The sequence below is a fragment of the Providencia sp. NPDC089933 genome, from assembly GCF_049545585.1.
GTDB classification, from domain to species: Bacteria; Pseudomonadota; Gammaproteobacteria; order Enterobacterales; family Enterobacteriaceae; genus Providencia; species Providencia huashanensis.
Window position 1 is genome coordinate 106009 of record NZ_JBMWDT010000009.1, and the last position, 22813, is coordinate 128821.

Consider the following 22813-nt stretch of genomic DNA (forward strand, 5'->3'; position numbering starts at 1 on the left):
ATCAACGTTAATATTTAGTACGTCGCAACTCATTTTAAGTCCTCAAAAAAGGCACTGTTTCTATAACAGTGCCTTTGCTAATTTAATAATCTATAAATAAATTATTTTTTAGTGGTTTTCTTTTCAGCTGTTTTTTTCTGAGGAACTTTCTTTTCTATATGTTCGGTAACAGGTGCTGTTGAATGCTCAACAAAATCACGACCATAATAGGAATCCAATAATAATTGTTTAATTTCAGAGATTAATGGATACCTTGGGTTAGCACCAGTACATTGGTCATCAAATGCATCTTCAGACAGTTTATCTACGCGAGCTAAGAAGTCTGCTTCAGGTACCCCTGTCTCACGAATAGATTTTGGAATGCCTAAATCTGCTTTTATTTCATCAAGCCATGCTAATAATTTTTCAATTTTAGCGCCTGTACGATCCCCTGAATCAGTTAAACCGAGATGATCAGCAATTTCAGCATACTGTCGACGTGCGTGAGGACGGTCATATTGGCTAAAGGCTGTTTGCTTAGTTGGATTGTCATTCGCATTGAAACGGATGACATTACAAATCAATAGGGCATTGGCGAGGCCATGTGGAATATGGAACTCTGAACCTAGTTTATGTGCCATTGAGTGACATACCCCTAAGAACGCATTCGCAAATGCAATACCTGCAAGGGTAGCCCCATTATGTACACGCTCCCTAGCGACAGGGTTTTTAGCACCTTCGTGATAGCTGGCAGGTAAATAATCTTTTAATAAACTTAATGCTTTAAGCGCTTGGCCATCGGTAAATTCGTTAGCTAGCACTGAAACATAAGCTTCTAATGCATGGGTCACTGCATCTAGACCGCCAAAGGCAGTTAAAGATTTAGGCATATTCATGACTAAGTTTGCATCAACGATAGCCATGTTCGGGGTGAGTGCGTAATCCGCTAATGGATATTTTTGACCTGTTTTATCATCAGTCACAACCGCAAACGGCGTAACTTCAGAGCCAGTACCTGAAGTAGTTGTAATCGCAACTAGTTTCGCTTTAACGCCCATTTTAGGGAAGCGGTGAATACGTTTGCGAATATCCATAAAGCGTAGCGCGAGCTCTTCAAAGTGTGTTTCAGGATGTTCGTACATGACCCACATAATTTTCGCTGCATCCATCGGTGAACCACCACCTAATGCAATAATAACATCAGGGTTGAATGCTTGCATTTGGGCAGCGCCTTTACGTACAACTGTTAATGTTGGGTCTGCTTCAACTTCAAAGAATACGTCTGTTTCAATGTGGTGTTTTTTGAGTACATTGACTACTTCATCAACATAACCATTATTGAATAAATAACCATCAGTGACGATAAAGGCACGTTTCGCACCGTCAGTTGCAATCTCTTCAAGGGCGATAGGTAGGCAACCACGACGGAAGTAGATTGAATTTGGTAGTTTATGCCATAACATGTTTTCAGCTCTCTTCGCCACAGTTTTAGTGTTGATCAAGTGTTTTGGCCCGACGTTTTCGGAAATAGAGTTACCCCCCCAAGAGCCACAACCCAATGTGAGAGAAGGAGCTAGTTTGAAGTTGTATAAGTCACCAATACCACCTTGCGAGGCCGGCGTATTAATTAAAATACGTGCTGTTTTCATTTTTTGGCCGAAGTAGTTCACTCGTTCATGTTGATTGTCTTGGTCGGTGTATAAGCAAGAAGTATGGCCAATCCCTCCCATTTCGACTAATTGTTCAGCTTTGGAGACGGCATCTTCAAAGTTTTTACCACGATACATGGCTAAGAGCGGGGACAGTTTTTCATGGGCAAAGGGTTCTGAATCATCAATAACTTTAACTTCACCTATCAAGATTTTAGTCGTGATAGGGACAGTGATGCCTGCCATTTCGGCAATTTTAACAGCAGGTTGGCCCACAATGGCAGCATTTAAGTTACCATTTTTCAAAATGATTTCTTGAACCGCTTTAAGTTCTTTACCTTGCAGTAAATAGCCGCCATGGCTGGAAAAACGCTCACGAACTTGGTTGTAGATCTCATCCACAACAACAACGGATTGTTCTGAGGCGCAAATAACGCCGTTATCGAAGGTTTTTGACATGAGAATCGATGCAACAGCACGTTTGATATCTGCTGTTTCATCAATCACAACAGGGGTATTACCCGCGCCGACACCAATCGCTGGCTTACCAGAGCTATAGGCTGCTTTAACCATACCTGGTCCACCTGTCGCTAAAATCAGGTTAATATCAGCGTGGTGCATCAATGCATTGGATAATTCAACGGAAGGGGAATCAATCCAGCCAATAATATCTTTTGGTGCACCTGCAGCAATAGCGGCATTAAGTACTATTTCAGCTGCACGATTGGTTGCATTTTTCGCACGTGGATGTGGAGAGAAGATAATGGCATTACGTGTTTTTAGACTAATTAATGATTTAAAAATTGCAGTTGAGGTTGGGTTAGTGGTTGGCACAATGCCACAAATAATACCGATAGGCTCTGCAATCGTTATTGTCCCAAATGTTGGGTCTTCAGATAAAGTCCCACAGGTCTTTTCGTCTTTATAGGCATTATAGATATACTCAGAAGCAAAATGATTTTTTATCACTTTATCTTCAATAATACCCATTCCAGATTCTTCAACAGCGAGTTTTGCTAGGGGGATACGTGCATCAGCGGCAGCGAGAGCAGCAGCACGAAATATTTCGTCAACTTTTTCTTGTGAGAAAGTCGCGAATTCGCGTTGAGCTTTTTTGACACGAGCAACGAGTTCATTGAGTTCGGTAACGTTAGTTACAGACATATAGATTACTCCTGATAAATGTTAAACTTTTTAAGCCAATGAGCAATGTATCGACAAACTGGGCGAAAAAGACTGCCTAAAAGTGAAAGTATAGATAATTCTAATAATAACGCTGCTCATCATCGCCTATTGGCTTAAAAATCTTATTAATCCTGTCTATCAGTTAAGAATAGATTAACAAAATAGGAATTAAATAAAGTGATCTAAATCACGAAAATGCCAAGCTGACACCTTTCAGCAGGCTTATATTCATATACGTTATGTAAGTGTTATTGTTCTATGACTTAATTTAATATGACTAATACATTTGTGGGGAAAAATTCATTCATTACTCACTAAAATAACAAGGAAATTTAGTTTGTTATAGAAAAAATTATTTCGCGCAAGGAAATTAGCACCAGAGGTGATAAAATTAGAAAAGGTATCAATGCATCTCTTAAGAGAACTGTTTAAGGAAATGGCTGAGTGAGCATCGCATTACTCGATTTATCTGGTTACATTAAATTTTTTATTGGTCTTTTTGCACTTGTAAACCCAGTAGGCATTCTACCTGTGTTTATTAGTATGACTAACTATCAAAGTAATGCAGGGAGAAATAAAACTAATACTGTAGCGAATACTTCAGTCGCTATTATTTTATGTACTTCACTACTCATAGGTGACTCAATACTTCAGTTGTTTGGTATCTCCATCGATTCATTTCGCATCGCAGGGGGGATATTAATTGTGACAATCGCAATGTCGATGATTAGTGGAAAAATTGGTGAAGATAAACAGAATAAGCAAGAAAAAACAGAAACTGCAGTAAGAGATAGTATTGGTGTTGTCCCGTTAGCACTACCACTAATGGCCGGTCCGGGGGCAATTAGTTATTGTATTGTATGGTCATCTCGTTGGCACGGTTGGCAAAACTTTTTGGGTTTAGCGCTGACCAGCATTCTCTTTGCATTTTGTTGTTGGTTGCTATTTCGTTCAGCATCTTTACTTGTTCGTTACCTTGGCCAAACTGGGATTAACGTTGTAACTCGTATTATGGGGCTGTTGCTTATGTCGTTAGGGATTGAGTTTATCGTGACAGGGGTTAAGGCGTTATTTCCTGGGTTGTTATAATTTTTATTCTTTTGCCTATCTAGCTATCTTTGTTGGTTGCAGTGGTTTGTTGCAGCCAACATTCCCTCGAATTGTATTTTCTACTTCTGAATACTAACCATTCATATACAGACTACTTTTATTACCCTCAGATGTCCTCAAAATTAGAGTAATTAACAATTACGGATAACAAATATGTTAACTGTAATTATATGTCGCATTTTTTGCTAAAGCAGGGATAAAAAGTAAGAAATTGTGAGCTACGTAAATTTATTCACTATTCTAATTAGTGTTTGTTAATGATATGTTTGGAACCACAAAAAAGGCGATACTGCTTTTTGGGTGCGGTAATTTTTTTATCATAATGTTATTAAAGTATATTTTTTACTTTTGCATGATTATTTGAATATTCATATAAAGTTTTTATGCGCAAAAATGTTAAAAACTTGTTATTGATATTTGTTGGGGAGAGCGCTATTTACTTTAATAAACAGCAAACTTGATAGTTATAACAATCAACTAATTTTGTAGAGAAGGCTGCTAATGCAGTGATAGCGCCATCAATTAATCATGAGGGATATGATGATCAAATCAAAAATGGGTTTTGGTGCACTCTCGATATTATTTATTACGCTTCAGGCTAATGCGACAGATACGGCAATTAAGTCACCGCAGGTGATCACGATAAACAATGGCTCAGAAGTCACATCACTTGACCCTCATAAAGTGGAAGGGGTACCAGAAAGCAATATTATTTTAAACTTACTTGAAGGGTTAGTTTACAGCGATATCGACGGAAAAGTAGCGCCTGGGGTCGCGGAAAGTTGGACAAATGACAATTATATAACGTGGGTTTTCACTTTACGGCAAGGGGCTAAATGGAGTGATGGTACGCCAGTTACTGCTGAAGATTTCGTTTATAGCTGGCAGCGGTTATCGGACCCAAGTACAGGGTCTCCTTATTCGAGTTATTTACAAAATGCGTATATTTTAAATGCCGATGCTATTTTAGCCGGTAAATTACCTCCGACGGCGTTGGGTGTTAAAGCGCTTGATCCTCAGCATTTACAAGTGACACTTAGCCATCCAGTTCCCTATTTTGTCGATATGCTTTCTCATACATCATTGAAACCTGTTAATAAGAAGGCAATAGAGCAGCACGGTGAAAAATGGACTCAACCACAAAATTTTGTAGGCAATGGGGCTTATTTACTTGATAAGTGGGTCGTTAATGAACGTATTGTAGTAAAACGTAACCCATATTATTGGAACAATGACAGTAGCCGTATAGACCAAGCTACATTTTTAGCGATTACCTCAGAGGTCAGTGATATTAACCGTTACCGTAGTGGTGAGATAGATATCAGCAATTCTGCAATCCCGCCTGTTCTGTATAAAAAAATGCAGCAAGAAAAGCCGGATGAACTGTATGTTCGCCCTTATTTATGTACATTTTATTATGAAATAAATAACCAGAAACCGCCATTCAATGACCCACGAGTACGTGAGGCAATTAAGCTAGGGTTAGATAGAGAGACAATAACCAATAAAGTTATGGCGCAAGGGCAAGTCGCAGCTTATGGGTTTACACCAACTTTTATCAATAATGGGAATTTTACGTTACCTGAATGGGCCGATTTAACCCAAGAACAGCGTTATAAGAAGGCCAAAGAGTTACTTTTAGAAGCCGGTTATAATAAAGCAAACCCGTTAAAATTTTCATTACTCTATAACACTTCAGATCAGAATAAACAGCAAGCTATCGTCGCAGCCTCTATGTGGAAAAAAAATATAGGGGCGCAGGTGACTTTACAAAACCAAGAATGGAAGACGTCATTACAAAGCCGTCATGAAGGCCATTATGATGTCGCTAGAGCGACTTGGTGTGCAGATTATAATGAGCCTACTGCTTTTCTAAACATGATGTTGTCACAAAATAGTAATAATACTGCATTTTATAGTAATTCTGCTTTTGATGCGTTACTTGCACAGGCTTTAACTGCTCCTGATGACCAATCTCGTCATGATATATATCAGCAAGCTGAAGCCTTGTTGGACAAGGACTCGGCCATAGTTCCTGTTTATTATCGCGTTAGTGCGCGCATGATAAAACCTACGATTAATGGATTTAAAGGCAAAGACCCTCTTGATTATACGGATATTAAACGGTTATATATAAATGAACCTAATTAATAATATCTAAATAATTATAAAAAGTGTTCACTATTCTAGGTTTTAGTGAATATGAACAACACACAATCATAATAAATATGAACGGGAGTAACCGATAAGATGAGTAAATTAATCAATAAATCGATTATTGCACTTAGCGTGACCGCAGGGCTGGCTGTGGGGTCAATAGCGACGAGTTTTGCGGCAGTTGTTCCTGCGGGTGTGGAACTTGCAGAGAAGCAGGTGATGGTGCGTAATAATGGGTCGGAACCTCAATCGTTAGACCCGCATAAAATTGAAGGGGTACCTGAGTCAGCATTAGCGCGGGACCTTTTTGAGGGGATCACAATTGTCGGCCCTGACGGTGAGATTTTACCTGGCTCAGCAGTTAGCTGGGAAAATAAAGATTTTAAAGAGTGGACGTTTAAAATACGTGATGATGCAAAATGGTCCAATGGTGACCCTGTCACAGCAGAGGATTTTGTCTATAGTTGGCAACGTTTAGCAGACCCTGATACGGCATCACCTTACGCAAGTTACTTACAGTATGCACATATTCAAAATGTTGACGATATTATTGCAGGTAAGAAAAAGCCTCAAGAGCTTGGTGTTAAGGCTCTTGATGATAAAACATTAGTTATTTCACTTAGCGAAGCCGTACCTTATATTCCTAAGCTATTAGCTCACTCATCTATGTCGCCAGTGAATAAAAAAACCATCGAACAGCATGGCGCAAAATGGACTCAGCCACAAAATTTCGTGGGTAATGGCGCGTATAAATTAAAAGGTTGGACGGTGAATGAACGTATTGTGTTAGAGCGTAGCCCTAGTTATTGGGATAATGCGAATACTGTAATTGACCAAGTGACTTTCTTACCGATTTCTTCCGAAGTGACTGATGTTAACCGCTATCGTAGTGGTGAAATCGATATGACTTATAGTAATTTACCGATTGAGCAGTTTAAAAGCTTACAACAAAATATGCCAAATGAGTTAAAAGTGAGCCCATATCTGTGTACTTACTATTATGAAATCAATAATGAGAAACCACCGTTTAATGATCCGAAAGTCCGTGAAGCTCTAAAATTATCCATGGATAGAGATATCATTACTTATAAAGTGAAGGCGCAAGGAGATATCCCAGCGTATGGCTTTACTCCTCCATTTACCAGCGGAATGAAAGCTGAAAAGCCTGACTGGTATGCGAATATGACCCAAGAGCAACGCAATGAAAAAGCCAAACAGTTACTTGAAGAGGCCGGCTACAATAAAGGGAACCCATTAAAATTCAATTTACTGTACAACACTTCAGATTTACATAAACGTATCGCAATAGCCGCTTCTTCTATGTGGAAAAAGAATATAGGCGCGGAAGTTAAATTAGAAAACCAAGAATGGAAAACTTTTTTAGATAGCCGACATCAAGGTAATTATGATGTTGCTCGTGCTGGTTGGTGTGCTGATTATAATGAACCGTCATCTTTCCTCAATATGTTACTTTCCTACAGCAGTAATAATACCGTTCACTATAAAAATACAGATTTTGATGCCGTAATGAAAAAAACATTGCAAGTCAAAACAGTTGAAGAGCGGGCGGCGCTCTATCAGCAGGCTGAAGAATTACTCGATAAAGACTCAGGTGTTGTTCCTCTTTACTACTACGTTAATACGCGTTTGGTAAAACCTTATGTTGGTGGTTACAGTGGCAAAGACCCGTTAGATAACCTGCATACTAAAGACTTATATATTATCAAACACTAATAAACTTGTTCTGGCTCCATTTAGTGTGGAGCCAGATATTAGCCTAATAGGCAATAGATGTAGGAAAGAGCAATGTTTAAATTCATTTTGCGTCGGTTGCTAGAAGCGATCCCGACGTTACTGATCCTTATTACAATCTCATTTTTTATGATGCGCTTGGCGCCAGGAAGCCCTTTTACAGGGGAACGTAAACTCCCGCCTGAAGTTATGGCCAACATTGAAGCGAAATATCATCTCAATGACCCAATGTATAAACAGTATTTCAATTATTTGATTCAGTTATCCAAAGGGGATTTTGGCCCATCATTTAAATACAAAGATTATAGTGTTAATGACCTCGTTGCTAAGGCTTTCCCAGTGTCAGCAAAGTTAGGTGCAACGGCATTTATTATTGCGGTTCTTTTTGGTGTTTCAGCCGGGGTTATTGCGGCGCTAAACCAAAATACTAAATGGGATTTTACAGTCATGGGGTTTGCCATGACGGGGGTTGTCATCCCCAGCTTTGTTGTAGCACCACTATTGGTGCTGATTTTTGCCATTCATTTGAAATGGCTCCCTGGTGGTGGCTGGGATGGCGGTAACCTTAAACACATGGTTTTACCCATGGTTGCATTGTCATTAGCTTATATTGCTAGTATTTCCCGTATAACTCGCGGGTCGATGATCGAGATTATGCACTCAAATTTTATTCGTACTGCACGCGCGAAAGGGTTACCCCTAAGAACTATTATTCTACGTCACGCATTGAAACCGGCTTTGCTTCCTGTGCTTTCTTATATGGGGCCAGCATTCGTTGGGATCATTACGGGGTCAATGGTCATTGAGACAATTTTTGGCTTACCGGGCATTGGCCAGCTTTTTGTTAATGGAGCACTTAACCGTGACTATTCATTAGTACTAAGTTTAACAATTTTAGTGGGTGTATTAACCATTGCATTTAATGCAATTGTTGATGTGTTGTATGCCGTTATTGACCCTAAAATTCGTTACTAAGCCGGAGAAACGCTATGATATCGAATCAGCAAAATAGTGAAGCTCTGGAGCATTTTTCGGAGCAGTTAGATATTGAAGGGCGCAGTTTATGGCAGGATGCAAGGCGTCGCTTTATCCATAATCGAGCCGCAATCGTCAGTTTGTTTGTGTTATTTTTAATCACAATGTTTGTGATTTTTGCCCCTATGCTATCCCCATTTTTATATGATGATACCGATTGGGAAATGATGTCCATGCCACCAGATATGGCGACGGGGCACTATTTTGGCACTGATGCATCAGGTCGAGATTTACTCGTCAGAGTTGCGATTGGTGGGCGAATTTCCTTAATGGTTGGGGTTGCAGCTGCGTTAGTTGCAGTTATTGTTGGTACTTTGTATGGTTCATTGGCAGGTTATATTGGCGGGAAGGTTGATTCCCTGATGATGCGCTTGCTAGAAATTTTAAACTCATTTCCGTTTATGTTTTTCGTCATTTTATTAGTGACCTTATTTGGTGCAAATATTTTATTGATATTTGTGGCGATTGGTATGGTCTCATGGCTCGATATGGCACGTATTGTGCGTGGGCAAACACTGGGATTAAAACGTAAAGAGTTTATCGAGGCAGCCCTTGTTTGTGGTGTCAGTACGCGGCAGATTATTTTACGCCATATTGTCCCTAATGTTTTGGGGGTTGTTGTGGTATATGCCTCATTATTAGTACCAAGTATGATTTTATTTGAATCTTTCTTAAGCTTTTTGGGGTTAGGAACGCAAGAACCACTAAGTAGTTGGGGGGCTTTGCTCAGTGATGGGGCTAATTCTATGGAGGTTACTCCATGGTTATTGCTGATCCCAGCGGGTTTCTTGGTCATTACACTATTTTGTTTTAACTTTATCGGGGATGGGCTGCGCGATGCTCTTGACCCGAAAGATCGCTAGAGGGAAACACATGTCAAATAATGTAATAAAAACCCCTCTGTTATCAGTAAAAGATCTCAGCGTTAATTTTGCCACTCAAGATGGCAGTGTAACGGCGGTTAATAAATTAAATTTTGAGTTAAGTGCAGGGGAAACACTCGGCATTGTCGGTGAATCGGGTTCTGGTAAATCACAAACTGCTTTTGCATTAATGGGTCTATTAGCTAAAAATGGCCGGATCAATGGGTCAGCGGTATTTAATGGACGTGAAATACTGAATTTAAGGGAGAAAGAATTAAACCGGATGCGGGCCGAAGAAATTTCAATGATATTTCAAGACCCAATGACATCGCTCAATCCTTATTTAAAAATTGGCACTCAATTATCTGAAGTTTTAATGCTTCACAAGGGTATGAGTAAAAATGAGGCTTTTGAAGAGTCTATTAGGATGCTTGATGCAGTTAAAATGCCTGAAGCGCGTAAACGGATGAATATGTATCCTCATGAATTTTCAGGGGGAATGCGCCAGCGAGTGATGATTGCTATGGCATTATTATGTCAGCCTAAGTTGTTAATAGCAGATGAGCCTACAACGGCGCTTGATGTTACTGTGCAAGCACAAATCATGACGTTGCTTAATGAATTAAAACAAGAATTTGATACTGCGATTATTCTGATCACGCATGACCTTGGGGTAGTAGCTGGCGTTTGCGATAAAGTTCTTGTGATGTATGCTGGGCGAACGATGGAATATGGTACCGCTCGAGATATATTTTATCATCCTTCTCATCCGTATTCTCTTGGTTTATTAGCTGCGGTTCCCCGTCTTGACGGTGATGATGAGAGCCTAGCAACAATACCGGGTAATCCACCAAACTTATTAAGGTTACCCAAGGGTTGCCCATTTTCACCGCGTTGCCAATATGCCACACAGCAGTGTGTGGATAATGAACCCGTATTAACAACCTTTGAACAAACACGTTTACGCGCCTGCTTTAAGCCTATGGAGGAACTTGTATGAGCACTCATGAGAATAGGCCGGTCTTATTAGAGGTGAACGACTTAAAAGTCCATTTTGAGATTAGGGATAAAAAACAATGGTTTTGGCAACCTAATAAAAGTTTAAAGGCCGTTGATGGGGTAACATTGCGGCTGTATGAAGGCGAAACCTTAGGTGTTGTGGGTGAGTCGGGATGTGGTAAATCGACATTTGCTCGGGCATTGATTGGCTTAGTCAAAGCCACAGATGGCACGGTGAGTTGGCTAGGGCAAAACTTATTAGGTAAAAGCGATAAAGAATGGCGGCGTGTACGCAGTGATATCCAAATGATTTTTCAAGATCCATTAGCGTCGTTAAACCCGCGTATGACGATTGGGGATATTATTGCTGAGCCGTTGAAAACGTATCATCCTAAAATGTCACAGCTTGAAGTCACCGAAAAAGTGAAAAAAATGATGATGCGTGTAGGGCTGTTGCCAAATTTGATTAACCGCTATCCTCATGAATTTTCAGGTGGGCAATGTCAACGAATAGGTATTGCTAGGGCACTGATCTTAGAGCCTAAATTAGTGATTTGTGATGAACCCGTATCTGCATTGGATGTTTCCATTCAAGCACAAGTGGTTAATTTGTTGCAAGAATTACAACGGGAAATGAAGTTATCATTAATATTCATTGCTCACGATTTAGCTGTCGTTAAGCATATTTCTGACCGTGTATTGGTTATGTATCTGGGGCACGCGGTAGAGCTTGGTACATATGATGAGGTGTATAATAACCCCTTGCATCCTTATACTCGGGCTCTCATGTCTGCGGTGCCAGTTCCTGACCCCGATAAAGAAAAAAACAAAGAAATTGAGCTACTTGAAGGGGAGTTGCCATCCCCCATAAACCCACCTTCCGGGTGTGTGTTTAGAACCCGTTGCCCATTAGCAGATGAAGAGTGCGCAAAAACACGACCCTTGCTAGAAGGGAGCTTTAAACATGCGGTATCTTGTTTGAAAATTGACCCGCTTTAAGGGATAACATTAATTTTGTTGTAAATAAAACAGAGCGTTTTGCTCTGTTTTATTTGTTAGCCATAGCGGTTATTGCGCTATTTTTTCCATAAAATGTGATGAAATGGTTTAGAAGGGTGACGGCTAATTAAAATACGGGCAAAAATATCATTCAGTTCTGCATCAGGGGTTTCAGCCAGCCCAATAACCACTTCACTTAATGCATTTAAATCAACTTGTTCCGTGATGATATTTTGCCAATTATCACTCAAAGGGGCTATTTCTGCCGCCCCTAATTCTTCAAACTGTAACGCAAAAATGAGTTGATCTGCGGGTTCTAAATGGGTCATTGCACCTTCAAGAAACAGGTCATAAGCAATTTCAATGATGTCATCCTCATCGATTAACTGGGTAAATTGTTTTTCTGTCATGACCTTTCCTAATTAATTCAATTTATAACAATGGACTAAAGAAGTAACAAATACGTTCAACGACACGATTCCAGAAAGGGCGCTGTTCCCATTCTTCAATTTCTAACCGTGTTGAACGAGCGATGTAATCATACTGTACTAGTGTCAGATCGCTACCAAAACTTTTATCATCAATGACCACGGTAATTTCGAAGTTTAACCATAAACTACGCATATCTAAGTTAACCGAACCAACTAGACTGAGCTCCCCATCCACAAGGACGCTTTTAGTGTGCAGCAAACCATCTTCAAACTGGTAAATTTTAACACCTGCTTCTAATAATTCACTATAAAATGAACGGCTTGCCCAGCGTACAAGAAAAGAATCATTTTGACGCGGCATAATGATACTAACATCTACACCGCGCATTGCTGCAGTGCAAATCGCGTGGAGTAAATCATCACTTGGCACAAAATAAGGGGTCGTCATGATCAGTTGTTTCCGAGCGGAAAACATTGCTGTCATTAAGGACTGTTGGATCAGTTCATCGGGGAAACCAGGGCCTGATGCGATAATTTGGGTAGTATGACCGTTTGCTTGCTCAAATGGCATTATATTGCTGTCTGGTGGCGGTGGGAGAACACGTTGGCCTGTTTCCATTTCCCAGTCAAAGGCATAGACAATGCCGAGGGTTGTACTGACAGGACCTTCCATGCGAACGAGAATATCAACCCACTCACCGACGCCCGAATCTTGTTTAAAATAACGAGGATCAACCATATTCATACTTCCAGTATATGAAATATAGTTATCAATAACGATTATTTTACGATGCTGACGTAAGTCCATGCGGCGTAAGAAAAAACGCATTAAATTGACTTTAAGAGATTCAACAAACTCAATGCCAGCAGCTCGCATTTTTGCTGGGTAGTCGCTCCGGAAAAAATGCCAACTTCCTGCTGAGTCGACCATAATACGGCATTTAACGCCACGCTTTGCCGCATTCAATAAAGCTTCGGTAACACCATCGACTAAGCCACCCGGCTGCCAAATATAAAACACCATTTCGATAGAGTGCTGGGCGTTGTTGATATCATTGACAATCGCTTTCAGTGAATCTTCGCATGTAGTTAATAACTGGATTCGGTTGCCTTTAACACCAGCAACTCCTTGACGTTTTTCCACTAATTGAAAAAGTGGCTCAGCGACACGGCTATTTTCGGTTGCAAAGATGTGTTTTGAACTGCGTAAATTTTCCAGCCATGTAGCAACAGAAGGCCACATATGATGCGCTTTATCAACACGGCGTTTTCCGAGGTGGAGTTCACCAAAAGCCACATAAGCAATGATACCGACTAAAGGGAGAATATAGATAATCAGAAGCCATGTCATGGCAGAGGTGACAGGCCTTCTTTTGACTAAAATGCGGACAGTGACTGCTGCAATGATTAGCCAATAAAGGAAAAATAAAAGCCAACTCATAAGTGTATAGACGGTTGCCATAGTGGATCACATGCCTCACTGATAAGGGAATCGGGTTAAAGAAAGACGACCTAGTTAAAAAAACCGTTAGTAAAATATCAACTTAATAGAATTTAGCAAAATTTTGCAGTAAAAGCTTTGTGAAATAGGCAAAATCATTAGGAAATAATGATTGCATATATTGATAATATCAATGAGATATTAAATTGTAAGAGAAACTGTCTCAAAAAGTTCCCCTTGGTTCTTTTTTACAAAAGAATATAATATTTTTTTGACGTTATTTTTTGATGATAAAAGGACAAAATAAAATGAGACGTAGTAGGCATGAAGTGGGGCGCTGGCGGATGTTAAGGCAGACCCTTCGTCGCCGTAGACGCTGGCTGGAAGGGCATTCTAGACGGAATATGCACATTTATACAATGCGCAAAATCGATGTGTACCGTCGTCGCCATTCGCTACTTTTTACTCAATGGATTGAATAAGGTTATTAAAGCGCACATTCACATTTTTCACTTTGTATGACAAAGCTTATTGAATATGATTGCTATTTGCATTTAAACTATTGGGCATATTATTATAGTTAGACTGGTGTAGGTAGAAATTGCATATGCGTTGGATCCGTTGGACTTTAATTATCGTCATTTCATTATCTATTCATGCAGGCCTTGCGATGGCATGGATTTTTAATCAACCTAATTTGGCCAGAGATCCTGAACCAATGACGATAGCAATGATTAGTTTTGCTGCCCCTGAACCTGCATCTGAGCCTGCTCAACCTGTTGAGACGCCAGTAGAGCCAGAGCCGGTTGTTGAACCAGAACCTGTTGTTGAGCCCGAACCGGAGCCTGTTGTTGAGCCAGTCATTGCATTACCAAAGAAAAAACCTGAGGTGAAAAAGAAACCTAAACCTAAACAGGAAGAAAAGAAAAAAATTAAAGAAGAGGTCAAGCCAGTAGAAAAACAACTGGCGATGAGCAACTTAAAGTCTGATGCAGATGCGCCTAAAACTAATAATAATGCGGTTACTACAGCAAAAAATGCAGGAACAAGCAGCAAAACCTCGAATAAAAGTGGGCCAAAAGCATTACATAAACAGCCACCAATGTATCCGGACCGCGCCCGTCGTTTAGGTAAAGAAGGGTATGTTAAAGTACGTTATGATATCGACGACTCAGGCCGGGTTACCAATATTGAGTTTGTTGAAGTTTCACCGAAAGGTTTATTTGAACGCGAAGTTAAACGTGCCATGAACCGCTGGGCTTATGAAAAACAACCTGCTAAAGGGTATGTAACGGAGATTTACTTCAAATTGGATGGAACTGTGAGCCAAGTTTAGGCACTCGTTTTTCATAAAAAAAGCACCTTATGCCATTACTGCACAAGGTGCTTTTTTATAAATAATATCAATTAATCAAACTGTTGTTCTGAACTTGCTAACTGAAAATGTTGTTTTTCTATGGGGAGTGCCCTAGTTGTATTGTCGTCATTGACAGCAACATAGGTGAATACCGCATCAGTGGCTTGATATCGTTGACCAACAGGTGCTGTAGCCACTTTTTTTACCCACACTTCGATATTAATAGTGATTGAGCTTTTGCCTGTTTTTAAGCAACGGGCGTAACAGCAAACGACATCCCCTACCGCAACAGGCTTTTGGAATTTAATACCATTTACAGCGACGGTGACCACACGGCCAAGTGCAATTTCTTTAGCTAAAATAGCACCACCAATATCCATTTGCGACATTAACCAGCCACCAAAAATATCACCATTTGCGTTAGTGTCTGCGGGCATGGCTAACGTTCGTAAAACCAATTCACCGTTTGGTAATTGCATATTTGACTCTTATTAAAAAGGATAAACATATTGATTTGGCATTTATAGCAAATTACATATGTGGTCGTAAACAATAACCATTAAGTTATCCATTGTTTACGCACCTATAATTGATTTAATGTAAAAATAAGGGGGGAAACCCGCCATGTTGCTTCTAAATTCACCAAAAAGATATAGTTATGCAAAGAATAAACAAGAAGTGTGTTTTACGTTTAGTCAACTGATTAGATTGTTTATACTATAATAAATTAATATTGGTAACTCACTGTGGGAGATAACATGAGACTGTTATTAGCAATATTATTACCTTGGTTACAGTTTTTCACGATAGGCCGTCCTTTTGCTGGCATTATTTGCTTGGTTCTTCAAATAACACTTATTGGCTGGCTACCGGCTGCAATTTGGTCAGTATATGCGTTATCGCAATACAATACAGATAAAAAAATTGAAAAAGCATTTGGTGAGAAGCGATATTAATATTTAACGAGTAAAAAAAAACCTGCGAAATAATATTTGCAGGTTTTTTTTGTGTTTTATCACCAGTATTACTCTTCGTGTTTTTCTATCGGCTCTTTAGTCATATTTTTAAAAATATAGACAACGCTCAGTACAGTAAATATCAACGTACCAGCAGTAAGACCAAACACTTTAAAGTTTACCCAAATATCTTGTGCCATCCAAAATGCAACATAGATATTGAGAAGAGCACAGAAAATAAAGAAAATAGCCCAAGCGCTATTTAGTTTAGTCCAATAGCTGTCAGCAAGTTTAATTTCTTGATTACTACCTAACATTCTTTGAATTAATGGTTTTTCAGTAAACCATTGGCTAAACAATAATGCCCCTGCAAAGGCTGCATAAATGATGGTGACTTTCCACTTAATAAAGGCATCACTATGAAATATAAGGGTTAAAGCTGCAAACCCCATTACGATTGCACAGGTGATTTTCGCCACCTTTTCAACTTTTTTATAAATAAGGTATGTCGCTAACAAAGCAAGAGGTGTTGCTACCATTAGTGCGCCACTTGCGTAGAAAATGTCATATCTTTTATAGACGATGAAAAATATGATTAAAGGGATAAAATCAATAAGTTGTTTCATAACAGTGAATAAAGCGCCTCAACGTAAAGATAATGGAGTAGTTTAACTGATTTTGACCATAATTGTTAAAAGTTTGCACCTTTTTACCAATAAATACGCTTTGTTACCAAAGATATTTGCACTATTTTACTATTATTTGACTTACTTCTAGATAAACTTTATTAGTTCAGCTATATATAGTGTTAAAGCTAATTTAACTTACTAATTTATAGGTATTTTTCATCAATGATAAAGGCGAAGCTGTTTGCTTGGATGCCAGGGTTAGAAACGCTGTTTAATTACCAACTTTCAGATCTTGGCCCTGATGTAAAAGCAGGCTTGTCTGTTGCTGCTGTTGCTTTGCCTGTCGCAATTGCTTATGCCGAATTAATGGGGATGAATGCAATCGTTGGGCTTTACTCCTGTATTTTACCCATGTTTTTTTATGCATTATTTGGGACATCCAAACAATTGATTATCGGCCCCGATGCAGCAACCTGTGCGGTGATTGCAGCAGCAGTTGCACCACTTGCGATGGGGGATGATGATGTCCGTTGGCAATTGGTCATGGTAATGAGCTTCATGACAGGGATTTGGTGTTTGATTGCAGCTAAATTTCGCTTGGGAACATTCGCTGACTTTTTGTCTCGCCCCATATTGCAAGGGTTATTAAATGGGGTTGCATTAACTATTATCGTTAGTCAAATTAGCAAGGTTTTTGGTATCAGTACATTACCAGCCGGTTTTATTGAACGTTTAGTCGCTTTACCTTTAGCATTAAAAGAGACACATATTCCGACATTATTAGTTGCGGTGACGACGTTAGCGATTACGCTTGCGATTAAGCGTGTTCGCAGTAAATGGCCTTCTTTACTCATTGCAATGATTTTAGCCACCGCGGCTAGTGTTGCATTTAATCTTGAGCAATATGGCGTGAGTACTGTTGGTGATTTAGGTGATGGGCTTCCGTATGTTCCGCTGCCTGATTTCCCTCCGGGGCTAATTCGTGATTTGGTTATCCCATCTTTAAACTTAGCGGTGATTAGCTTTGTGAGTTTTATGATGACTGCCCGCAGTTTTGCCAGTAAAAATGGCTACACGGTTGATGCAGACCAAGAACTTAGGGCATTAGGCGTAGCGAATATTGCATCCGCTTTGGCCCAAGGCTTTGCGGTAAGCGCAGCAAGCAGCCGTACTGCAGTGAATGATATGATGGGGGGGAAAACTCAGTTAGTCTCTATTGTCGCGGCTTTAACTATTTTAGCTGTCTTACTTTTTTCAATAAACTTATTAGAATATATTCCGATGCCTGCATTGGGTATGGTACTGATTATTTCGACATTTTCCTTATTGAGCTTCCGTAGTATTTTTTCGATGCGTAAACGCAATCGACAGGCATTTTTCTTATGCGTGTTTACGCTGTGCGCTGTACTTGTTGTCGGGTTAATTAGTGGTGTGGGGTTGGCGGTATTATTGGGGTTGTTGCAGTTTATTCGGATAATATTTAGGCCTACAGACCAGTTATTAGGTGTCGATGAACAGGGAATGCTGCATTCTATGGCGCCTGAGAATGGTATTCAACAAATTGATGGGGTTTTAATTTATCGGTTTAATTCACCATTAACTTATTTTAACGTGAATTATTTTAAAGAACGATTAAACAAGCATATAGATAATCAATTAAAAAGGCCTGCTTGGGTAATTGTGGATGCGGCAGTTAGCTTCACGCATAATGATGTGAGCGTATTTTCAGCGCTAAATGATATTGTTACCTCATTGAAAGCAAAAGGGGTAACTCTTGTACTTGCAGGTCGTAGGACTTCGGTAAAACGGTGGTTGGAACAAAATAAAATCAGTCGCTCTGATGATGATTTATTGGTTGTGCCTGATATTTATTTTGCTATTCGACTTATTCAGAGTAAACAGCAAGTACAAATAAAAACAGTTGAAGATAGAAAGTCTGAAGCAGACAGAAAATCGTTAGAGACATTCGATGGTGAAAAAACTGAACCACTGAATTCAAAAATTGACCTAGAGCCAGAACAGCCCAAAGAAGTATGATTAATGTGTTGGTAGGGTGTTTTTAGGAATAAAATACTTGATGGGCCTTATTCGGTGTTTAATAACGCGAAGATAAATGGGGGATTAGATCCCCCATTTACCCTTTAGATCAATTCTTAGCGACTAACATGTATAGGCGATAAAAATAAATTAAAGCAAAGGCTGCAACGAAATTATTAAGTAAGAAGGAAACCCCGTTAACAGCAATATGATTCATATTTAAGCTACCCAAGAGAACGCTAACCAGCATTTGTGCAGCCATCCAAATTAATACCATTGGCAATGCAATGCGCCAGTTTGCATAAGCCATTTTCCAACTTTTACCCATAGCACTAAACGGGTTTGTACGCTCACTCATTAAGATAGCAGGGGCTAAAGAGAAGCCAATAGCTAATACAATTCCAGGTAGCACCATGATGGTGATACCTAATTGGATAAGTAAAGAGCAAACAACTAATAGAAGAAACATTGATGGTGCTTTGTTTAAAGATGCGGTGAGCGCCTGAATACCCGATAGGTGTTCACCACGAGACAGACCAGCAATATAAGATAGAGTGCCGCAAATAAGGACTAAACTGCCCAGAGTAACCGAGAGAATTAACCCAAAAGAAACGCGTAAGATACTACTTTTATCTTCTTCTGAAAGGCCTAGTATCCAGTTTTGTAAGCCGGAGTTACCAGACTCAATCATTTTAGTCTGTGCTTGCGCTAGCACGCCTATCATTTGCTCGCTAGGGATCATCATTGCGTAAATCGCAAGGCTTACTACGGTTGCTGACAACACAATAGTAAACAGGCCACTCAATTGGTTTTTAAAAAAATTGACGCTATCACTGATGAGTGAGTTGGCCGAAATGGACATTTAACTGCTCCTATCTACAAACGGGTCAAGAGTTTCAGCCAATTGTAACCGAGTATCAGGGCTAGAGGTAGAGAAAGATAAGAAAATTCGGAATGTTAACAACTCTAATCAGTAAGATATTTGGAGCAATATAAGTAAGTTAATGCGCGAAATCTAAAGATAATTACTTATGTTGTATATTTAATGCATGTTTAAAATGCAGGATTAATATAAATAAATTATAATCAATTTTATATTTTATTGGTTATTTCCTAAAAATTGATTTAAATCAAAATTAAAAAAAATATAAATGAAATAATAAACTCATATTTATCGGGTTGCCTATAAATAAGCAAAAGATGTGATCTTGATTTGAACATCAATTTAAATAATACGGTATATTTTCCTAAAATAAAAACACAGGAATGGGATTGATAATGAAAAAACTCACTGCGCTTGTATTAGCAGCTGCAACTTTAGCTCCAGCAGTTTCTATTGCACATGAAGCTGGCGATTTTCTTTTCCGCGCTGGTACTGCAACAGTCAGACCAAATGTTGGAGGAGATGATGTAAAAATTAATGGTCTAGGTAACCTAGGTACATTTGGTGCTAATAATAATACTCAATTAGGTTTAACTTTTGGGTATATGATCACCGATAATATTGGTGTGGAATTATTAGCTGCAACTCCATTTGAACATAAAGTAGGAACCGGCCCAACGGGTAATATTGCAACAGTAAAACATTTACCACCAACTTTAATGGCTCAATATTATTTTGGTAGTAAAGAAGATAAATTACGTCCTTATTTAGGTGCAGGTGTTAACTATACCTTTTTCTTTGATGAGAAATTCAATTCTACCGGAAAAAATGCAGGTTTATCTGATCTAGACATGTCAAGCTCTTGGGGCTTTGCAGCACAAGCTGGTATGGATTATATGCTGACTGACAACTGGATGTTAAACGCATCACTGTGGTGGATGAATATTGAATCAGACGTGAAATTTAAAGCGGGTGGTGAGAAGTATAAAGTTGACACTCGTTTAGACCCATTTGTATTTATGTTCGGAGCAGGTTATCGCTTCTAAGTTTTTGATAGGATGCAATGCAGGGTAGTACCTGAATTCTAATGGATTAGATTGCAGTAGGAAATCCGAGAATATTTATATTCTCGGATTTTTTGTTTTTAATGACGTCTTATATTTAATAAAATTACATGAAAGCAAAAATAAAAAATAATTAACACGTAGATGAAGGAGGCTAAGTTATAATCAGTATAATATTTTTAGTGATAGCAAAGGGGGACTTTTTCGATATGTGATTATTTTGGTGCTGTTGAATTTTTTAAAATACAAGATGAAAACGAATAAATTAAATAGTAGGGCATAAAATAAAAAAGGCTGAAAGTAGTGATTTACAGTCAACCTTAAATATTAAATTAATTTTACCAGAACCATTGAACATTTAAACCAGCATTGACACTATTGGTTTCATATTCATCAGGTTTATACAGTGGGACGCCTAAAAATAGGTCATAACTGAATATCTTGATATTTCCTCTAACCCCTAAAGCCGTCCCTAATAGTTGGTCATCAGAGTATAAGCCTAAAGGATAAACACCGCCCAATATACGGCCATAATCAATCGCATAATAAGGGTAGAAAGAAAAACCAGGTACGTAGAAATTAAACTCATTACGCAAATAGAAGCCTTTATCACCAATTAATGAGAATTCTTCATCAAACCCACGTACAGTCCAGCGGTTACCTAATGAAAACTGGTCTTGAATAGTTAGGCGATCCGGTGAATATTGTACAAATAATTGCGGGTTATAGCTCATAATGAAATCATCAAAAACAATAGGGATCATACCTGAAATATCAGCGGATAAGACACGTCCCATTGTACTTACATCACCATAACGCATATCCCAGCTTTCTTCCGCACCAAACCAAGGAACATTGCGTTGATAATATATTGAAGCATCAACAGTCGCATTATCAATATTTTGTCTATGGTTAACACCGAGTTTAATACTAGTTAGATCCCGTTGTTGTGAGAGTAGGCTAACATCTTCTAATTTATATTTAGACTTACGCTTTATAAGCTGAAGTGATGCGGTATCTTTAAAAGTTTGCCCCCTAAGAAATACATTACTTGCTGTAGCATTAAAGTATTTGCTATCACCATAATATTTATAGCTGGCCATAGTATCATTAATTGTCTGTTTATACTCACTTTTACTTGCATAAAGTGAGTATAGCCAATAATTGTAAGGGATAGCATAATAGATAGCCGCGTTACTTGTGCTATTGCGAGCTTGGTTTTTTAGGTTTTTACCCGCGCTGACATAGAGGGTATCGTTTAAACTGGTTAAGTTATTGCCATATACCGTTACACCAACCTGATCTTTACCAGTTTGGCGGCTTCCTGAGTTATTATAATAACCACCGACATTGATGTGGGGTGATTTTTCTCGTTGGATAACAATATCCGTTGTGGAAAACTCTTTGCCTGGTCTTAGTTCAATATTAGCTTTGGCGCCAGGGATCCGCTCAAGGTTTTCTAGTCCTTGTTCTATATCGCGAATATTGAGAAGGTCACCTTCTTTTGCGGGCATAATAGCACCTAAGGTAATATAGCTATCACTGTCTTTCGCCAGTTGTACGTTTGAGACTTTACCCGGAATTATTTGTAAGGTTAAAGTCCCATTACTAATATTTTGTTCAGGAATAGTCACACGGGTAGTGACATAACCTGATCTTATAATCTTATCTTGTAAGCCTTTAGCTAAGGTTTCGACACCATTGATACCTAGACAAATTCCTACCACTTGATTAGCATAAGTTTCTAAAGGTCGCATGGAAGGGAGTTTAGGTTCAGAAAGCAAAATGACCTGCTTCATGTCAAAGCAATCTTTTTCATCGTCAAAAACTAGAATATTATTATCTCGTTCTCTTGTTTTGCTTAATGCGTCTTTTGTTTCTAGTTGAACTTGTTGTTGCCGAGACCTATCTTGGCTATTTTGATTATTGATTTGTTGGTCTAACACCTGAGAGGCATTTCCTGATGCGTATAAAGGAAAAGACAACAAGGTTGCCGATAAAAAAAGAAATCGAAAATTCATGAGCACCACATTTTTTAAATTGAAACAATAAAATTGTTCTTATGATTAAATATTGTTAATTAGAAAGGTATGAAAAGTATTTCATTATTTCATATCGGAGTAATCTTGTATTTTTTTATTTTTAATATTATTTCCATATATATATCCCTATAATAAATTTATTGTTGAGTATTAATCGAATTTACGTATGGTTTCATTTGCTATAAATTATGCGATAAAATTTTAATAATTAATAATTAATTATACTAACTGAGAACGGAGGAAAT

At 38.8% G+C, this 22813-nt stretch carries 19 protein-coding genes; 12 read left to right on the top strand and 7 right to left on the bottom strand.

Features of this window, described 5'->3' with window-relative positions:
* Window positions 1–101: 101 nt before the first annotated feature.
* Entirely contained in the window at window positions 102–2792 is a 2691-nt protein-coding gene (adhE, locus tag ACPEH5_RS13975; RefSeq protein WP_042843639.1) for a bifunctional acetaldehyde-CoA/alcohol dehydrogenase, read from the bottom strand.
* 465 nt (window positions 2793–3257) lie between these two features.
* On the opposite strand from adhE, the gene ACPEH5_RS13980 reads away from it, so the two are divergent.
* The 7 genes from ACPEH5_RS13980 (at window position 3258) to oppF (ending at window position 11728) form a co-directional block, all read left to right on the top strand.
* Window positions 3258–3902, top strand: coding sequence for a YchE family NAAT transporter (locus ACPEH5_RS13980; protein ID WP_281111169.1), 645 nt, complete (start codon window positions 3258–3260; stop codon window positions 3900–3902).
* Between the two features lie 558 nt (window positions 3903–4460).
* A complete protein-coding gene (locus ACPEH5_RS13985; RefSeq protein WP_042843641.1) occupies window positions 4461–6074 on the top strand; it encodes an ABC transporter substrate-binding protein in 1614 nt (537 codons plus the stop codon).
* A gap of 99 nt (window positions 6075–6173) precedes the next feature.
* Entirely contained in the window at window positions 6174–7814 is a 1641-nt protein-coding gene (gene oppA, locus ACPEH5_RS13990; protein WP_281111170.1) for an oligopeptide ABC transporter substrate-binding protein OppA, read from the top strand.
* Between the two features lie 72 nt (window positions 7815–7886).
* Window positions 7887–8807, top strand: coding sequence for an oligopeptide ABC transporter permease OppB (gene oppB / locus ACPEH5_RS13995; RefSeq protein ID WP_042843644.1), 921 nt, complete (start codon window positions 7887–7889; stop codon window positions 8805–8807).
* 14 nt (window positions 8808–8821) lie between these two features.
* Window positions 8822–9730 (top strand): oligopeptide ABC transporter permease OppC, encoded by a 909-nt coding sequence (gene oppC / locus ACPEH5_RS14000; protein WP_042843645.1) that lies wholly within the window; start codon window positions 8822–8824, stop codon window positions 9728–9730.
* Window positions 9731–9740: 10 nt separating this feature from the next.
* On the top strand, window positions 9741–10730 hold the full coding sequence (locus ACPEH5_RS14005) for an ABC transporter ATP-binding protein (RefSeq protein ID WP_187550279.1): 990 nt from the start codon (window positions 9741–9743) through the stop codon (window positions 10728–10730).
* Complete coding sequence (gene oppF, locus ACPEH5_RS14010) at window positions 10727–11728, top strand: murein tripeptide/oligopeptide ABC transporter ATP binding protein OppF (RefSeq protein ID WP_042843647.1); 1002 nt, start codon at window positions 10727–10729, stop codon at window positions 11726–11728. Before ACPEH5_RS14005 ends, oppF begins: the two co-directional genes overlap by 4 nt.
* A 77-nt stretch (window positions 11729–11805) precedes the next feature.
* Here the strand turns inward: oppF and ACPEH5_RS14015 are convergent, their stop codons facing one another.
* A complete protein-coding gene (locus tag ACPEH5_RS14015; protein WP_129465959.1) occupies window positions 11806–12138 on the bottom strand; it encodes an HI1450 family dsDNA-mimic protein in 333 nt (110 codons plus the stop codon).
* Window positions 12139–12160: 22 nt separating this feature from the next.
* The gene (cls, locus tag ACPEH5_RS14020; RefSeq protein WP_048607274.1) at window positions 12161–13621 is read right to left on the bottom strand and encodes a cardiolipin synthase; all 1461 of its coding nucleotides are present in this window, start codon (window positions 13619–13621) and stop codon (window positions 12161–12163) included.
* Between the two features lie 287 nt (window positions 13622–13908).
* Here cls and ACPEH5_RS14025 point away from each other — a divergent pair, with 287 nt between their 5' ends.
* Both ACPEH5_RS14025 and ACPEH5_RS14030 read left to right on the top strand, forming a co-directional pair.
* Window positions 13909–14082: a YciY family protein gene (locus ACPEH5_RS14025; protein ID WP_129465958.1), complete on the top strand. Its 174-nt coding sequence runs from the start codon at window positions 13909–13911 to the stop codon at window positions 14080–14082.
* A 125-nt stretch (window positions 14083–14207) separates the two neighbouring features.
* The gene (locus tag ACPEH5_RS14030; RefSeq protein WP_129465957.1) at window positions 14208–14936 is read left to right on the top strand and encodes a TonB family protein; all 729 of its coding nucleotides are present in this window, start codon (window positions 14208–14210) and stop codon (window positions 14934–14936) included.
* Window positions 14937–15007: 71 nt separating this feature from the next.
* Here ACPEH5_RS14030 and yciA read toward each other — a convergent pair whose 3' ends face one another.
* Window positions 15008–15436, bottom strand: a complete 429-nt coding sequence (yciA, locus tag ACPEH5_RS14035; protein ID WP_042843651.1) for an acyl-CoA thioester hydrolase YciA — start codon at window positions 15434–15436, stop codon at window positions 15008–15010.
* 279 nt (window positions 15437–15715) lie between these two features.
* Between yciA and ACPEH5_RS14040 the strand changes: the two genes are divergently transcribed.
* Window positions 15716–15913 carry a YqaE/Pmp3 family membrane protein gene (locus tag ACPEH5_RS14040; protein ID WP_042843652.1) on the top strand — a complete coding sequence of 66 codons (198 nt, stop codon included), beginning with the start codon at window positions 15716–15718 and terminating at the stop codon, window positions 15911–15913.
* 68 nt (window positions 15914–15981) lie between these two features.
* On the opposite strand, the gene ACPEH5_RS14045 is transcribed toward ACPEH5_RS14040, so the two are convergent.
* Window positions 15982–16539, bottom strand: a complete 558-nt coding sequence (locus ACPEH5_RS14045) for a septation protein A (protein ID WP_042843653.1) — start codon at window positions 16537–16539, stop codon at window positions 15982–15984.
* A 225-nt stretch (window positions 16540–16764) separates the two neighbouring features.
* On the opposite strand from ACPEH5_RS14045, the gene ACPEH5_RS14050 reads away from it, so the two are divergent.
* Window positions 16765–18579, top strand: a complete 1815-nt coding sequence (locus tag ACPEH5_RS14050; protein ID WP_080750848.1) for a SulP family inorganic anion transporter — start codon at window positions 16765–16767, stop codon at window positions 18577–18579.
* A 109-nt stretch (window positions 18580–18688) separates the two neighbouring features.
* Here ACPEH5_RS14050 and ACPEH5_RS14055 read toward each other — a convergent pair whose 3' ends face one another.
* A complete protein-coding gene (locus ACPEH5_RS14055) occupies window positions 18689–19441 on the bottom strand; it encodes a YciC family protein (RefSeq protein WP_281111171.1) in 753 nt (250 codons plus the stop codon).
* Between the two features lie 416 nt (window positions 19442–19857).
* On the opposite strand from ACPEH5_RS14055, the gene ompW reads away from it, so the two are divergent.
* Window positions 19858–20508 (top strand): outer membrane protein OmpW, encoded by a 651-nt coding sequence (gene ompW, locus ACPEH5_RS14060; RefSeq protein ID WP_042843655.1) that lies wholly within the window; start codon window positions 19858–19860, stop codon window positions 20506–20508.
* 356 nt (window positions 20509–20864) lie between these two features.
* Here ompW and ACPEH5_RS14065 read toward each other — a convergent pair whose 3' ends face one another.
* A complete protein-coding gene (locus tag ACPEH5_RS14065; protein WP_272656473.1) occupies window positions 20865–22547 on the bottom strand; it encodes a ShlB/FhaC/HecB family hemolysin secretion/activation protein in 1683 nt (560 codons plus the stop codon).
* Window positions 22548–22813 lie beyond the last annotated feature (266 nt).